The organism is Shewanella sp. MMG014 (genome assembly GCF_018100775.1).
Classification (GTDB): domain Bacteria; phylum Pseudomonadota; class Gammaproteobacteria; order Enterobacterales; family Shewanellaceae; genus Shewanella; species Shewanella japonica.
The window spans coordinates 90,939-105,716 of the sequence record NZ_JAGJDZ010000012.1; the positions used below are offsets into that span (position 1 = coordinate 90,939).

General features: G+C 38.9%; 14 protein-coding genes. 3 read left to right on the forward strand and 11 right to left on the reverse strand.

The window, feature by feature from the left end:
• The first annotated feature begins 75 nt into the window (after nucleotides 1-75).
• Complete coding sequence (locus J8L86_RS17620) at nucleotides 76-537, forward strand: GNAT family N-acetyltransferase (protein ID WP_247663514.1); 462 nt, start codon at nucleotides 76-78, stop codon at nucleotides 535-537.
• An 18-nt stretch (nucleotides 538-555) separates the two neighbouring features.
• On the opposite strand, the gene J8L86_RS17625 is transcribed toward J8L86_RS17620, so the two are convergent.
• From J8L86_RS17625 to yfbR, 4 genes are all read right to left on the reverse strand, one after another.
• Complete coding sequence (locus J8L86_RS17625; RefSeq protein ID WP_211031172.1) at nucleotides 556-1,128, reverse strand: DUF1569 domain-containing protein; 573 nt, start codon at nucleotides 1,126-1,128, stop codon at nucleotides 556-558.
• 181 nt (nucleotides 1,129-1,309) lie between these two features.
• Nucleotides 1,310-3,922, reverse strand: a complete 2,613-nt coding sequence (gene adhE / locus J8L86_RS17630; protein ID WP_211031173.1) for a bifunctional acetaldehyde-CoA/alcohol dehydrogenase — start codon at nucleotides 3,920-3,922, stop codon at nucleotides 1,310-1,312.
• Between the two features lie 436 nt (nucleotides 3,923-4,358).
• Nucleotides 4,359-5,729: an anti-phage deoxyguanosine triphosphatase gene (locus J8L86_RS17635; RefSeq protein WP_211031174.1), complete on the reverse strand. Its 1,371-nt coding sequence runs from the start codon at nucleotides 5,727-5,729 to the stop codon at nucleotides 4,359-4,361.
• A 66-nt stretch (nucleotides 5,730-5,795) separates the two neighbouring features.
• Entirely contained in the window at nucleotides 5,796-6,404 is a 609-nt protein-coding gene (gene yfbR / locus J8L86_RS17640; RefSeq protein ID WP_055023994.1) for a 5'-deoxynucleotidase, read from the reverse strand.
• A gap of 223 nt (nucleotides 6,405-6,627) precedes the next feature.
• Here yfbR and J8L86_RS17645 point away from each other — a divergent pair, with 223 nt between their 5' ends.
• The gene (locus tag J8L86_RS17645; RefSeq protein WP_065108133.1) at nucleotides 6,628-7,536 is read left to right on the forward strand and encodes a hypothetical protein; all 909 of its coding nucleotides are present in this window, start codon (nucleotides 6,628-6,630) and stop codon (nucleotides 7,534-7,536) included.
• A 56-nt stretch (nucleotides 7,537-7,592) separates the two neighbouring features.
• On the opposite strand, the gene J8L86_RS17650 is transcribed toward J8L86_RS17645, so the two are convergent.
• Nucleotides 7,593-8,441, reverse strand: coding sequence for an endonuclease/exonuclease/phosphatase family protein (locus J8L86_RS17650; RefSeq protein WP_055024061.1), 849 nt, complete (start codon nucleotides 8,439-8,441; stop codon nucleotides 7,593-7,595).
• Nucleotides 8,442-8,594: 153 nt separating this feature from the next.
• Between J8L86_RS17650 and cls the strand changes: the two genes are divergently transcribed.
• Nucleotides 8,595-10,046: a cardiolipin synthase gene (cls, locus tag J8L86_RS17655; RefSeq protein WP_211031175.1), complete on the forward strand. Its 1,452-nt coding sequence runs from the start codon at nucleotides 8,595-8,597 to the stop codon at nucleotides 10,044-10,046.
• Between the two features lie 104 nt (nucleotides 10,047-10,150).
• Here cls and J8L86_RS17660 read toward each other — a convergent pair whose 3' ends face one another.
• The 6 genes from J8L86_RS17660 to J8L86_RS17685 form a co-directional block, all read right to left on the reverse strand.
• Entirely contained in the window at nucleotides 10,151-11,365 is a 1,215-nt protein-coding gene (locus J8L86_RS17660; protein ID WP_065108132.1) for a pyridoxal phosphate-dependent aminotransferase, read from the reverse strand.
• 335 nt (nucleotides 11,366-11,700) lie between these two features.
• Entirely contained in the window at nucleotides 11,701-12,261 is a 561-nt protein-coding gene (gene efp, locus J8L86_RS17665; protein ID WP_055023990.1) for an elongation factor P, read from the reverse strand.
• Nucleotides 12,262-12,308: 47 nt separating this feature from the next.
• Nucleotides 12,309-13,532 (reverse strand): elongation factor P maturation arginine rhamnosyltransferase EarP, encoded by a 1,224-nt coding sequence (earP, locus tag J8L86_RS17670; RefSeq protein WP_211031176.1) that lies wholly within the window; start codon nucleotides 13,530-13,532, stop codon nucleotides 12,309-12,311.
• Between the two features lie 123 nt (nucleotides 13,533-13,655).
• On the reverse strand, nucleotides 13,656-14,183 hold the full coding sequence (gene fldA, locus J8L86_RS17675; RefSeq protein WP_065108130.1) for a flavodoxin FldA: 528 nt from the start codon (nucleotides 14,181-14,183) through the stop codon (nucleotides 13,656-13,658).
• A gap of 49 nt (nucleotides 14,184-14,232) precedes the next feature.
• Nucleotides 14,233-14,505, reverse strand: coding sequence for a LexA regulated protein (ybfE, locus tag J8L86_RS17680; protein ID WP_055023987.1), 273 nt, complete (start codon nucleotides 14,503-14,505; stop codon nucleotides 14,233-14,235).
• Nucleotides 14,506-14,513: 8 nt separating this feature from the next.
• Nucleotides 14,514-14,735, reverse strand: coding sequence for a DUF2788 domain-containing protein (locus J8L86_RS17685; protein ID WP_055023986.1), 222 nt, complete (start codon nucleotides 14,733-14,735; stop codon nucleotides 14,514-14,516).
• Nucleotides 14,736-14,778: the final 43 nt, after the last annotated feature.

A 14,778-nucleotide genomic window follows, 5' to 3' on the forward strand; every position in this document is an offset into this window, starting at 1 on the left:
AATAGAGCTACGCGGTGAGCTTAATGGTTTATCACAATGAATTAATAGACTCTGGTTAAATGATGAGAAAAAAGATTGGATAATATTACTTTTAGAACAGCGTCACTGGCAGATATAGCCATTTTGCGAGAGTTAGAACAGAAGGTGGTTCAAGCGGAAAGGCCTTATAACGCGAGTATTAAATCCGAAAACGCTATTTATTATGATTTAGAATCATTACTGATAGACCCACTTAGTTGTGTTTTAGTTGGCGAAAATCAAAATGACATTATCGCAACAGGTTATGCACAAATCAGACAGTCTAAAATATCTTTGAATCATGCTAAACACTGTTATTTAGGCTTTATGTTTGTTGAGTCTGAATACAGAGGCCAAGGTATTAATAAATGTCTGATAGACAAACTTGTTCACTGGAGCAAGGAACAAGGTGTTTTGGATTTTTATCTAGATGTTTATGATGCTAACGATGCAGCAATTCGAGCCTATGAGAAAGTAGGCTTTACAAAAACCTTAGTAAAAATGAAGTTAAACTTGTAGACAGTACCAAAGTTCGTCTTATGTTCGAGTGATAATTTCACTTAGGTGGTTATTAATGTGCATGACATGGGCGAGTTCATATTCTGCTTTTGTTAATGCGCCATAAGCAAAGTGGGGCTTTAACGTTCCGGCGTAAGATTCAAAATCGGTTAGTGATTTTCTTAGTCTCGATAAAGCCGATAAATAATAGCTAACGTCTTGATTTAATGAAAGCTGAGGTGCTCCTGGTATTGTTTCATGAAGACTATGAGTCATTTTTCCTTTAGCTGAGAATGCCGAAAAAGCGATATGGCCTAAGGTGCTTTTAAATAGTGCTGATTTATGTTCAGGGTAACCTGTCATCGAATATTCAACACTCTGGGCGCAGTGCTCAAATATTTGCCCCAATTTCCATTGTCCTGCTGATGATATGTACTCGGAATTGGATTCACTCTGGGTGACTAAAATCATATGGAGCGTATTTAAGGTGTTAATCGTCTGCTTGATTGTCAGAGGTTGGTTTTCTGGCGAAATAGAAAACCAAGTTATACCCGCTGCACTGAACACTGCACCACCTGCAATTAATGATTTCAAAACCAATCTACGTTGCATCGCTTGTGAGTTACCGTCTTATGTTTAATTTGTAGACTAGTAAATCAGATGTGAACGATTTCAGCAAATAGCTTGCTTTGCTAATTATCTAATCATCGAAATGCTATATAAAAAAACGCTAACAAAATTCAACATTGTTAGCGTTTTTCTTTATGCGTAATAAAAACTAAAGGGGAAATGTTTAGCTATCTTGATACGCCTTACCATAAAAGCTATCGAGCAATATTTGCTTTAACTCTTTGATCAAGGGATAACGTGGGTTAGCACCAGTACATTGATCATCAAACGCATGTTCTGCTAGTTCATCGAGCTTTGCTAAAAAGTCTGCTTCATTAACACCTGCTTCTTGAATTGAAGCGGGTATACCGACAACCGATTTTAGTTCATCAATTTTTGCTATTAGTAGTTCAACTTTGTCATTATCAGTTTTAGCTTTTTCAACACCGTCAAGTTTTAGGTGATCTGCAATCGTTGCATAACGACACAGGGCTTTTGGACGATCATATTGGCTGAAAGAGGCTTGTTTAGTTGGCATGTCAGTCGCGTTAAAGCGAATGACATTACTGATTAATAATGCATTTGCGAGACCGTGGGCTAAGTGGAATTCAGCGCCAAGTTTATGAGCAAGAGAGTGGCAAATTCCTAAGAAAGCGTTAGCAAATGCAATACCAGCAATCGTGGCGCCATTGTGAACTTTCTCTCTGGCAACAGGTGCATTCGATCCTTGCTCGTAAGCTGCAGGTAGATACTCAACCAGTAAATCTAGTGCTTGTAGTGCTTGACCATCGCTAAACTCATTTGCCATCACACTAACATAGGCTTCTAATGCGTGAGTAACCGCATCAATTCCACCAAAAGCGGTTAATGATTTTGGCATATCCATTACTAAGTTAGGATCGACAATGGCGATATTGGGTGTTAACTGGTAATCCGCAATAGGGTATTTCATCCCAGATACTTCATCAGTTACAACTGCAAACGGGGTCACTTCAGAGCCTGTTCCTGACGTGGTTGGGATGGCCACCATTTGAGCTTTTACGCCCAGTTTAGGGAATTTATAGATACGCTTACGGATATCCATAAAGCGTAGTGCTAAATCTGTAAAATCAACGTCAGGATGCTCATATAAAACCCAAATGATTTTAGCCGCATCCATTGGTGAACCGCCACCTAGTGCAATTATGACATCAGGTTGAAAGCTTTGAGCGACCTTTGCACCTTGTTTAACAATCGCTAAGGTCGGATCCGCTTCTACTTCATAAAATACTTCAGTTTCAAGTCCTTGAGCTTTTAAAATCTTGATGGTTTCGTCGCAATAACCGTTATTGAACAGGAACTTGTCGGTAACGATCAAGGCTCGTTTTTTAGTTTCAAGTTCTTCAAGTGCGATAGGTAAACTGCCACGGCGGAAATAAATTGAAGATGGAAGTTTATGCCACAACATATTTTCAGCCCTTTTCGCGACGGTTTTCTTATTAATTAAATGACTAGGACCCACATTTTCTGAGATAGAGTTGCCGCCCCATGAACCACAACCTAAGGTTAATGATGGTGCGAGTTTAAAGTTATATAAATCACCAATTCCACCTTGAGAGGCTGGAGTATTAATTAAGATACGGGCGGTTTTCATTCTAAAACCAAACGCTTTAACTCGATCGCTTTGACTATCTTGATCGGTATATAGACCTGATGTATGGCCTATACCGCCTAGGGTGACTAATGCTTCAGCTTTATCCATTGCGTCGTTAAAGTCGGCTGCTCGGTACATACCTAGTAATGGCGATAGTTTTTCATGGGCGAATGCTTCTGCATCAGAAATGTCAGAGACTTCGCCAATCAATACCTTGGTCCAGCTTGGGACAGTAATATCTGCCATAGCAGCAATCGTCGCGGCGCTTTGACCAACGATATCTGCGTTTAAGCCGCCATTTTTAAGAATGACACCTTGCATAGCCTTTGTTTCTTTTTTAGATAGCATGTAGCCACCATGGCTAGCAAAACGCTCTTTGACTTGATCGTAAATACTATCAACAACCACAACGGCTTGTTCAGAAGCACACACAACACCGTAATCGAACGTTTTAGACATGAGAATCGAACTCACGGCACGTTTGATGTCAGCTGTTTCGTCAATCACGATAGGGGTGTTACCCGCACCGACACCAATTGCTGGCTTACCAGAAGAATAAGCCGCTTTTACCATACCAGGACCACCAGTTGCTAAAATGAGATTAATTCTCTCATGAGTCATTAACTGATTTGAAAGCGCAACTGAAGGTTCGTCAATCCAACCAATGATATCTTTAGGAGCGCCAGCTTCAATGGCGGCTTCAAGTACAATTCTTGCAGCTGTTGTGGTTGACTCTTTTGCTCGAGGATGGGGTGAAAAAATAATCCCATTTCGCGTTTTAAGGCTAATTAGCGCTTTAAAAATTGCTGTTGAGGTTGGGTTAGTGGTCGGGACTATGCCACAGATAATACCGACAGGTTCTGCAATTGTTATTGTACCGAATGTGACATCTTCATCGATAATGCCGCAGGTTTTGTCATCTTTGTACTTGTTATAGATGTACTCTGATGCAAAGTGATTTTTGATGACTTTATCTTCAAGTAACCCCATACCGGTTTCACTTGCTGCCATTTTGGCCAGTGAAATACGAGCATCAGTTGCAGCGAGTGCAGCAGCTCTAAATATATTATCGACTTGTTCTTGGCTGAAATTAGCAAATTCTTTTTGCGCCTTGGCAACACGATCGACTAATTGGTTAAGTTGTTCAGAATTGGTGACAGTCATAATCACTCCCTTAAAAATAGTTAACTAAATCAGTTTAGTTAACGACTCTTTCAAATTCTTAATTTGTGTCTCTGTTATAAAATTACCCCTTTAGAGGCATTTATGTCGTGATCAAGCCCACAGATTCAAGTTAAGTGTAATTTTATTACATTTTAACGAGAGAGGAATAAAGGTAGCAGTTGCTAATCATATGCTGATTTATTGAACTAAAAATGACAGTCATTGAATAGTGCACTTTAGTGTTAACTTAGCAGGTCAATTGATGAATAATCTCAGTTCATTAGCAGATTGCCACTAGGCTAATTTACTTATGGATTCACAGTTAGGATTATATAGATAACGAGCGATAACGCTAAAAGTTAGCTTAAAGGGATTATAGTTTAATAAGGGGCATACGGCAGTGCTACTTAATAGGTCGACTGCCGTATATGTCGGGTTAGCGCTCTAAACTGATTTCAAAAATACCCGCTGACTTTGGACCGAACAGTTGCTGATGTAATCGTCCAGCAAATTCATCTGTCATTCCCGAAATATAATCGGCAATCACACGCATTTCGTTCAAATTATTATCCTTGGCATGTTGCCAACGCTCTTGAGTATTTAACGGTAATAAACGTTGTGGGTCGGATTCAAATGCTTCGAATAACTCCATAATGATTTGTTGTCCTTTGTATTCGAGCATTTGAATTTCGGGTTTTCGAATAACGAACTTGAATACGAAATTTTTCAGTGTCGTTAAGGCATCAGCAAATGCTGGCTCTAGTTTGGCATTAAAACGCAGCAAGGGTTCATCAAACAGGGGGTCTTCATCAATGACAATCGCAGTGACAAACCCATTAACTAGGGTACCAATGGCATCTTTACGGAGGTGATGTTGATGTGAAAACAACTTCTCTGCGATATGAGTAAACTCATTGCTAAGCCATTCATCCTCACTCAGTGATAAATGAGAAGCAACATCTTGTTGCCATTGTTTTGGTGACACAACACCCATCACGATAGCATCTTCTAAATCATGGACTGCATAAGCAATATCATCAGCTAATTCCATAATGGAACAGTCAAAAGATTTATATTGCGTTTTAAGATGAGGGTAAACAGATACGCCAGTGTTTTTGTAACTGACAAACCGGTTTCTGTCTTTGGTCGACAGGGCTGATAATACCCAATCATAGATATCTTTATCATCATCGAATAAGCCTTTTACTGGCGGCCACTCGGATGGTTTAAGTTGACGATGGTTTTTAATTTCTTGCTGTCCTAGATCAATATGAAGCTGATGATAAAGGGCTGGGTATTTTAAAATACCGAGTAACGTTCTGCGGGTTAGGTTCATTCCCCAATACTCAGTGTAAGGCTCAAGACGAGCTAAAATCCGAAATGTTTGCCCGTTTCCTTCAAATCCTCCGTGATTTCGCATCATATAATTTAATGCGACTTCACCACCATGACCAAAAGGCGGGTGGCCAATATCATGTGCTAAACATAATGATTCTATTAAACTCATTGAATCTAATAAATGGCTTATGTGTGGGTATTTACGTTTTAATTGAGCCGCAATACCAGTGCCTATTTGCGATACTTCTAATGAATGGGTTAACCGAGTACGAAAAAAGTCATTCATACCAATACCATGAACCTGGGTTTTAGCTTGTAGTCTTCTAAATGCTGCGGAATGTAATATACGAGCTCTATCTCGTTGAAAAGGGCTGCGATGATCATTGCGTCGGGCTTTATCTTCACCTAATCGTCTTGCATGCCAAGGAGTTTCATTTGATGCGGTATTAAAAGAAATGGTATCTGACATGGCGCTTCCTTTACTTGCTTGCAATTGGGTCGTTCATTAAACAAAAGATTTTAATTGTTGAACTAACTATAGATGGGGATCATCTTGGGTTAGTTTATCGAGTGTTGAAGTGCAGCTATCTAAAAATATATCTATAAAGCATTTTACTTCAGGTAAAGCCTGTTGGATCTCACTTAATTTACGATCTAAGTTATCTTTAACATGGTGAAATTCATCATTGTTAAATCTCAATTCGTTCATAGTTTTAACGTATGCTTGTAATATATCAGCGGCTTTGACTATGGCCTTATACTCAGGATCGACCTCTGATTGCACCAGTAAAGGTTCCATTTCATCTCTAAGATCGTCAGGAAGGGATGCTAAGCATTCCTTTTCAGCTAAATCTTCAAGTTTTTTAAATGCTTTAGTAAATTCAGGGCTGTGGTATTTAGTGTTTGAATTGATATCTTGTAATTTTGTTTCTGATACTTCGTGATACAAGGCTATGGTAGCGGCTTTTTCTGGATTGAGTTGACCACCAAAGCGTTTGTTTTTAATCACGACCAAAAGGTGTGCAATGACAGCGACTTGGTGACAATGTTCAGATACATTTTCTTTTTGAAAGCAATGCATCAATGCCCAGCGTTCTAATAATGGCATACGTGTTATCCATGCCATAAAGGTACTTGGTTTCATGTTCGCCCCTTAGTGAGTAATGACTCGCTGAATTCAAAAAGCCTCAGGCTTAAACGTGATTATAAATATGCCTTTTTGTTGGTTAACATTACTGCAGTTATTCAGTAACTGCCAGAACATTACCTTGTTTTTATTCATTAATTTAATGATATTTGTCGATATTGTTGAATTTAGGATGTGATAGATTTACTCTGACTTATTGATCTAATTATAGAGTATTGACATGGATGATGCCCACTGCGTTGAGTTAAATAAACGCATGACTAATGAAGATTTGTACCTACTTGAAAACGTTAAATCCCATACCTTTATATGCGATGAATGCGGCGTTGAATTAATCCCATGTTCTTATAAAAAAGCCATTAACTTACGTAAACCTTATTTCAAAACCGGTAAGAATAAAGAACATAAGCCACATTGTTTTGCTAAAGCCGTGTCTAAAATTAGAGAACAAGCCAAGAAGTCTAGGATTACTACTGAAGAAGGCTTTCCATTATCTTATCCTAATTGTTTTAATCTAACTGCAGCAAAATCGGTAAAACATAGTCCTGAAGTGTCAGATGAAAAGGGGACTGACACGTCTCATTCTAAAAGGGCTGCTAAAGCAGATTTGGGAGTTCGTCAGAAAAATAACTATGTGACGAGTTCATTTCAAACAGTAGTTGATCAATATTTTAATTTTCCTTACGACCGAGATAGAAAGCTTAACTTTGAAGGAATAACTGGTGCTGAATATCGAGATGTTTTCCAAAAAATCTTAAACCCTGTGGGTAAACAAAAATTTCGATTTCAAAGCAAAGATGATGAAAATAAAGTGTTCTATTCCACATTATCTTGGGAGAAACCTGCCATTACAGAAAATACCATAACAGTAAAACTTTCGGCTGGCTGGTGGCAAGAAGTGGACGGTAAAAAGCAAAATCTAAAGCCATATTATATCGAAATTAATATTGCTAGTTGGACCCAAACAAGCATTAATCACTTGATCGAACGCTTAAAACACATACAACAACTGGTCAAAGGCACTGATAAAAAGGCTGCGATCGTGTTTGTTGGTAGGCAAGACAGAGAAACTGATTTTTATCGCTTTACTTGTAATGAGCCACGTTTAATTAGCCTCAAAGTCTTCTAGCTCAGCATTGTGACAGATTGAAATACAATACGAATTAGGCTCTCTAAGGGTCCCCGTTATTCATTCATCAGCATAAATTGTGTTTTGATCGGGTTATGATCTGATGCTGTCGTTCTATCAGAATTAGCCTCAACCAAAGTAAGCCCACGGTAATATAAATGATCTAATGGCAAGCCAAATACGCGTTTTCTAAAATCAGTTCTATAGTGCGCTTCTTGTAGTCTTATTCCCTGTGTCAGATGCTTTACGATGTTAAGCCTGCCATCACGCCATGTATTAAAATCACCAGCAAGAATAATAGGCCCACGGTGTGAGCTGATTTTGTGGATGACTTGTTTAAATTGAGCTTCGAAACGATTTAATCGAATGTCAAAATTGACTCCATGGAGATTAACCACCATAAGCGTTTCACCGGTTGATAATGGATAAGATGCGACAAGCGTTGATTTTGCAAACCGTATTAAAGGCTCAGTGGTTTGATAAGCACAAGCCTGATTGGCTGGCTGTGATGAAATGTTCATGACACCCATAGGTACATTCAATAACTTAAAGCCTTTAGCCATCACAACGTGATGCTGAATCTCTTCAAGATAAGTGGCAAATGTATGATTAAGTTTGGCTTCTTGTAATAATACGAGATCATTATGATCTGTTAACTGCTTAAGTACGGGTTGCCAATCTTGCTTTTTTTGCTTGTATATATTCCAGACCGCAATACTCAACCGTCCATTTCTATCGAGTGGTGAAGTGGTGTCTTGGGAAAGGCATTGGCTAGAAAAATAGGGTTTTGATTCCGTCATCATGATCTCGGGATTACCGTTAAAATAGCAAATAGCAACGATATAAATCCCTAAAATCGTTACAAACGTAAATAACAGCCAATATTGAATACTTCTTGTCTGCAATTGAGCCTCACAATAGCGAAGTTTAGTCACTAGAATGCAATTTATTAACGAAGATTAATGCCATTTGTGACGATTTATAAAGAATTGAGTACAATCAAACTTTACTATTAATCATTCTACTATTCTCTAGCACCAAGGATAACATTTTTAAAAATGGATCAGTTAACTCAAATCATTGCGGTCCTTGGTGTCTTTTTATATTGGCTGATATTAGGCGCCGTAGCGACCCGTATTGTCATTAAACGTCGCAGTATTGGCGTATCTTTTTCTTGGTTACTGATCATTTATTTTCTGCCTTTTGTCGGTGTATTTGCCTATATGCTTTTTGGCGAATTGCATCTAGGCAAAGCTCGCTCAAGCCGCTCAAAAGCAATGTATGAACCCTATGGGAAGTGGTTTAGTACGCTATATAGCCATAATTCACACCAACCAGATAAGCAAAGTGATTATGCCGCTTCAATCAGTAAGTTGTGCGACTCACAGCTTAATATTCCTTCACTCACTTCAAATGAATTAGAGTTACAGCACACGCCCGAGCAAATATTACACGCGATAATTAACGATATTCATCACGCTAAAACGACCATCAATATGGAGTTTTATATTTGGCATCCCGGTGGATTAGCGGATGAAGTTGCTAAGGCGTTAATTAGCGCTGCGAATCGAGGTGTAAAAGTTAACTTATTATTAGATGCCGCTGGCAGTAGACAATTCTTTAAGTCTGAATGGCCTAAAGCGATGAAAAAATCTGATATCAACGTAGTTCAAGCGTTAATTGTTAGTCCTATACGGATGTTTTTTAGAAGGATGGACCTGCGACTTCACCGTAAAATAGTGGTTATAGACAACCATATTGGTTATACAGGTTCGATGAATTTAGTTGACCCTAAATACTTCAAACAGGGAGATGGTGTTGGTGAGTGGATCGATATGATGGTTCGGATTACTGGACCAGTTGTTCCTGTTATCAATACCGTTAGTGCTTGGGACTGGGAAGTTGAAACGAACGAACGTTTGTTGCCAGCGTTCCCAGACAAAGCAAAATGTACTGACACATCATCTTTAGTACAGGCCATTCCATCTGGCCCAGGTATGCCTGAAGAAGTCATTCATCAAGTTTTACTGCAAAGTTTGTATCAAGCGCAAAAGAAAATTGTAATCACCACGCCATATTTTGTACCAAGTGAACAGTTGTTAGATGCGTTAGTTACTGCCTCACTACGTGGGGTTGAAGTGAACATTATTATTCCTAGGCGCAATGACTCGACAATGGTGAAATGGGCCAGCAGTTCGTTCTTTAGTGAGCTGTTAGCTGCTAATGTCAATATATATCAATTTAATGGTGGTTTATTGCATACCAAATCGGTGTTAATTGATGACGAACATTGTTTGATTGGCACTGTTAATATGGATATGCGCAGTTTATGGCTTAACTTCGAATTGACGCTTGCGGTAGATGACATTAAATTTGCCACAAAGCTAAAGGGGTTGTTACAGACTTACATGGATAATTCTGACAGGTTATCGCATGATGAATGGCAGAAGCGTCCGATGTATCGCCGAGTCATTGAGCAAGTGTTTTATCTATTTAGCCCCTTACTATAAGCCTTTATTCAGAGGCATAAAAAAGCCACTGTTTAAGCAGTGGCTAGTTAATCTTCAAGCTTTTGATGTTTATCTTGTTTGAGTACAAGCATCGTTAGCTTTATTTATTGAGAATAATCTTCCAAGAAATTACCAAAGTCTGATAATGCTTTATGCAAATCTTCTTTATGAGGTAGAAAGACAACACGAACATGATCGGGTTCTGGCCAATTAAAAGCGGTACCTTGCACTAATAAGATTTTTTGTGACTTCAACAAATCAAGTACTAGGCGTTCATCATCTCGTAGATTGAATTTCTTCATATCGAGCTTAGGGAAAGCGTAGAGCGCTCCTTTAGGCTTTTTAACACTAACACCAGGAATACTGTTTAATACTTCATAACAGACATCACGCTGCGCCGTTAAGCGACCATTGGGTAGGATTAATTCATTAATACTCTGATATCCACCTAATGCGGTTTGAATTGCATGTTGATTGGGCACGTTTGAGCATAAACGCATTGAAGCCAACATGTCTAAACCTTCAATATAGTTTTTGGCCGATTTTAAATTGCCACTGAGTACCATCCAACCGACTCGGAAACCTGCAGCTCGATAAGCCTTAGATAAGCCATTAAACGTAACGGTTAAAATATCATCTGACAGGGACGCTGCATGGGTATGAACAGCTTCGTCATATAAGATTTTGTCATAAATTTCATCGGCGAATAAAATAATGTCATGTTGACGACATAACTCAATGACTTCTAATAACAACGCTTTGCTGTAAACAGCGCCTGTCGGGTTGTTAGGATTAATGATCACAATGCCACGAGTTCTAGAAGTGATTTTGCTTTTAATATCATCTAAGTCAGGAAACCAATCAGATTCTTCGTCACAGCGATAATGAACCGCTTTACCGCCTGCAAGGTTTGCAGCAGCTGTCCAGAGCGGATAATCAGGCGATGGAATAAGGACTTCATCATCGGTATTGAGTAATCCTTGTAACGCCATACAAATTAATTCAGATGCGCCATTTCCAATGTAAACGTCTTCAATATCGATCCCTTGAATACCATGGGCTTGATAGTGCTGAACAATCGCCTTTCGAGCAGAGAATAACCCTTTTGATTCACAATACCCTTGTGCACTAGGCAGGTTCAAAATGACATCACGAACAATTTCTTCAGGTGCTTCAAATCCAAATGGGGCAGGGTTGCCAATGTTTAACTTTAAAATACGATGGCCTTCGTCTTCTAGTCGACGCGCTTCTTTGTGAACAGGGCCTCGAATATCGTAGCAAACGCTATCGAGTTTATTGGATTTGATAATGGGACGCATACTTGCTTAACCTTACTAAATACGACTTAAGTCAGCGAACAATAACGAATTTAATAGGGATATAAAAGCACTATTTAATTTTTGAGAGTATATTTTTAGCGTTTTATTCTAACGAGCAGGTTGTTAAGTGAGATTGTTGAAGTATTATTCTGGTAAAGGTGCGGTTTAAAGTGTTTTTGCTTGTTTGTGAGGGGTGGGGAAGGTAAAGACGCTAGTGAAATAAAGTCTTAATAATTTCAATGTACCCAATAAAAAAGCCAGCAATTGCTGGCCTTTGATTCACTTAATTACCACTTAATTATCATTGTATTAACAATGATCAATTATGCTGGCGATTATACGCGTTTTTTGAATTCGTTAGTGCGAGTATCGATTTCGATTTTATCGCCGATTTTAACGAATTCAGCAACAGTAACAGTCCCGCCACCAGTGATAGTTGCAGGCTTCATTACTTTACCAGAAGTATCGCCACGAGCAGCAGGCTCAGTGTAAGTGACTTCACGTACGATAGTGACAGGTAATTCAACTGAAATCGCTTTACCTTCGTAGAAAGTAACAGAGCATTGTTCTTCCATACCATCAACGATATATGCAGCAGCGTCACCTAGGTTGTCAGCTTCAACATCGTATTGGTTATATTCTGCATCCATGAATACATACATAGGATCAGCATAGTAAGAATAAGTACAGTCTAAACGCTCTAAGATGATGTCTTCCATCTTATCTTCACCTTTAAAGGTGGTTTCAGTAGTAGAGTCTAAAAGTACGTTTTTAAGCTTCATTTTAACGATAGCAGCGTTACGGCCAGAGCGAGTTGTTTCAGTTTTTTGAACAACCCATGGGCTGCCATCTAACATGATCACGTTTCCAGGACGGAGTTCATGAGCAGTTTTCATTGCATTATTCCTATATGTTTAGGTAGTAATTTTAATTGTGCAGTATCTTAGCTGGTTTTAACGAATTGAACCAGTCGAGACGCAAGATCTGCACCTGTTTTAGCATCAATTGCCCATTGTTTTGCATGCTGCAATAACGGCAATTGCACTGAAATTAGTTTTTGCCAATGTTTAACGACATCAGCATCTTGTTGATTGAACGCAAAATTGGTTTTAGACCAATTAGTTGCAATGTCATCATCAAGTTTCTGAATGTAGATATTAACAAAAGCCTGCAATTTTACTAGATGATAATCATCTTCTTGCGGGTATATGTGCCAAATAAATGGTTTTGCAGCCCATTGAGCACGTAAAAACGAGTCTTCCCCTCGTACAATATTGAGGTCACAGCTCCATAATAGGCGGTCAAACTGAGTTTGATCTGTCATGGGTAAAACGTGAATAGTTAAATGGTCTACAGTAAATGATTGACCGCTGTTGATAGAGTCGATTGGGATATCTAAAAATGACGCCAGACTTGATAAACTTTTACCTTTGGGTATCAAAGCATGAATAGGAGTAATAACATCACTAGTTTGATCAAATGTACCCTTTGTCCAATGCTTACATAACTGAGTTAATGCAGTGGATTCGTAACTAAATACACTAATTACAGTATCAGATGACTCGATACCTTTAAGATTTAGTTGGCTAAACAAGGCCATTTTATTAGAAACATCTGATTGCCATTGATCCCGTTCATCAAATAATGAAGATTCACATATTAAGCCGCCTGACTCTCGGGTAAAACCTGGGAAATAGAAATGCTTCTTGATGCCACTAGGCTGCATAGATGGAAGGCCATGACAGCCGTTTACCCAATCTTCTGCCGATAAGTATTCAAGATTAATCCACTTTGGCGGTGCGATAGCATGACCGTTTGATTGCTTATACGTTTGATGTTGAGTTTCAATTACTTCAATTACCTGTGAGGGAAGTTCACAGGCAAATGCCTCAATTAACAACTCCCCTGGTATAAAGGTAATATCTAGTGGCTGGTTCCATTGATAAATATTCACACCATAAAAACATTGAATTGAAGCCAACGGGTCAAGCTTGGGTAAAATATGTGAGAAACTTTTGAGATCATCAACCCATAAGTTAATCGTAATGCCATATTCTGCATGTAACTGTTTTGCTAATCGCCAAGTGACACCGATATCACCGTAGTTATCAACAACAGCACAAAAGACGTCCCAGTGAGGAGCATTATAATTAACTTGTTTATTCACGGCGTTGGCATCACTTTAATTAGCTAGATTATCATGTTGAAATTATGACTTATTCTAATGAGTTTGTTGCGGACTCAAAAAAAGCGGCTTAAGCCGCTTTTTAATAGGAGAATTGAGACGAGATTAGTCTTCCAATTCTGCTAAGCACATTTCTTCGTAAATTTGCTTAACCCATGCATCAACACGTTCTTCAGTTAATTCAGGTTGACGATCTTCGTCAATACCTAAGCCGATGAAATGTTTGTCATCAACTAAGCCTTTAGAAGCTTCAAAGTCATAACCTTCGGTTGGCCAATGGCCAATGATGATACCACCACGTGCAGACACAATATCACCAACCATGCCCATTGCATCCAGGAAGTACTCTGCGTAATCTTCTTGGTCACCACAACCAAAGATAGCAACTAGCTTATCTGTGAAATCAACTTGCTCTAGATCTGGAAAGAAATCATCCCAATCACATTGTGCTTCACCGTAATACCAAGTCGGGATACCGAATAATAGTAAATCGAATTCAGCGATTTGCTCCTTGGTGCTTTTGGCGATGTCTTTAACATCAACCATTTGCTTACCCAGTTTTTTCTGGATCATTTTGGCTACAGCCTCGGTGTTACCCGTGTCACTACCGAAAAAAAGACCTACAGTTGCCATTGTCTATCCTTTAAATATCTAGTTCGTCTTGCGAATTGTAAAAAACGGTTCAGTTGTCGATTTGTTGTTGCAGGATTAATTCGATTAACTGGCTACGGCTGATGTTACTGGCCAATGCTTGTTCGTTCAAGGCGTCATACAAAACTTGTGACACCTTTAACTCTATTCGTTTTAATCCGTTAGCGCGATCACGTTGGATCTGATTACGCTTATTGATTTTTAGCTGTTGTTCCCGACTTAAGGGATTGCTTCTTGGACGTCCACGACGTTTTTCAGAAGCAAACAGGTCAATCGTTGTTCTGTCTGTTGATTCTTTTGCCATCGTTTTGTTTAACCGACGCCTGAGCCTTCCCAGGTCATCTGAATAATACCTTTTGCTACAAACCCGGCACAGCCAAGGAATAATACTAACCAAACGATATAACGACCAAACTTAGGTACTTTACCTTGTTTGAGCACATCGTGAATCGCCATGCCTATAAAGAAAAAGATTAAAGCAAAAAACAAGTTTAGACCTAAGGTCTCAATTTGATCCATGTATTGATTCAACATGTTTTTACCATTCGTTTTGCTTTAAGGCTAAAAAGAGGGCAGG

Bases quoted from the DNA above. Each gene is read 5' to 3' on its own strand.
- yfbR (WP_055023994.1), bottom strand. From the start codon at position 6,404: ATGAAACCAAGTACCTTTATGGCATGGATAACACGTATGCCATTATTA.
- adhE (WP_211031173.1), bottom strand. From the start codon at position 3,922: ATGACTGTCACCAATTCTGAACAACTTAACCAATTAGTCGATCGTGTT.
- J8L86_RS17685 (WP_055023986.1), bottom strand. From the start codon at position 14,735: ATGTTGAATCAATACATGGATCAAATTGAGACCTTAGGTCTAAACTTG.
- cls (WP_211031175.1), top strand. From the start codon at position 8,595: ATGGATCAGTTAACTCAAATCATTGCGGTCCTTGGTGTCTTTTTATAT.
- J8L86_RS17635 (WP_211031174.1), bottom strand. From the start codon at position 5,729: ATGTCAGATACCATTTCTTTTAATACCGCATCAAATGAAACTCCTTGG.
- fldA (WP_065108130.1), bottom strand. From the start codon at position 14,183: ATGGCAACTGTAGGTCTTTTTTTCGGTAGTGACACGGGTAACACCGAG.
- efp (WP_055023990.1), bottom strand. From the start codon at position 12,261: ATGAAAACTGCTCATGAACTCCGTCCTGGAAACGTGATCATGTTAGAT.
- ybfE (WP_055023987.1), bottom strand. From the start codon at position 14,505: ATGGCAAAAGAATCAACAGACAGAACAACGATTGACCTGTTTGCTTCT.
- J8L86_RS17625 (WP_211031172.1), bottom strand. From the start codon at position 1,128: ATGCAACGTAGATTGGTTTTGAAATCATTAATTGCAGGTGGTGCAGTG.
- J8L86_RS17645 (WP_065108133.1), top strand. From the start codon at position 6,628: ATGGATGATGCCCACTGCGTTGAGTTAAATAAACGCATGACTAATGAA.
- J8L86_RS17660 (WP_065108132.1), bottom strand. From the start codon at position 11,365: ATGCGTCCCATTATCAAATCCAATAAACTCGATAGCGTTTGCTACGAT.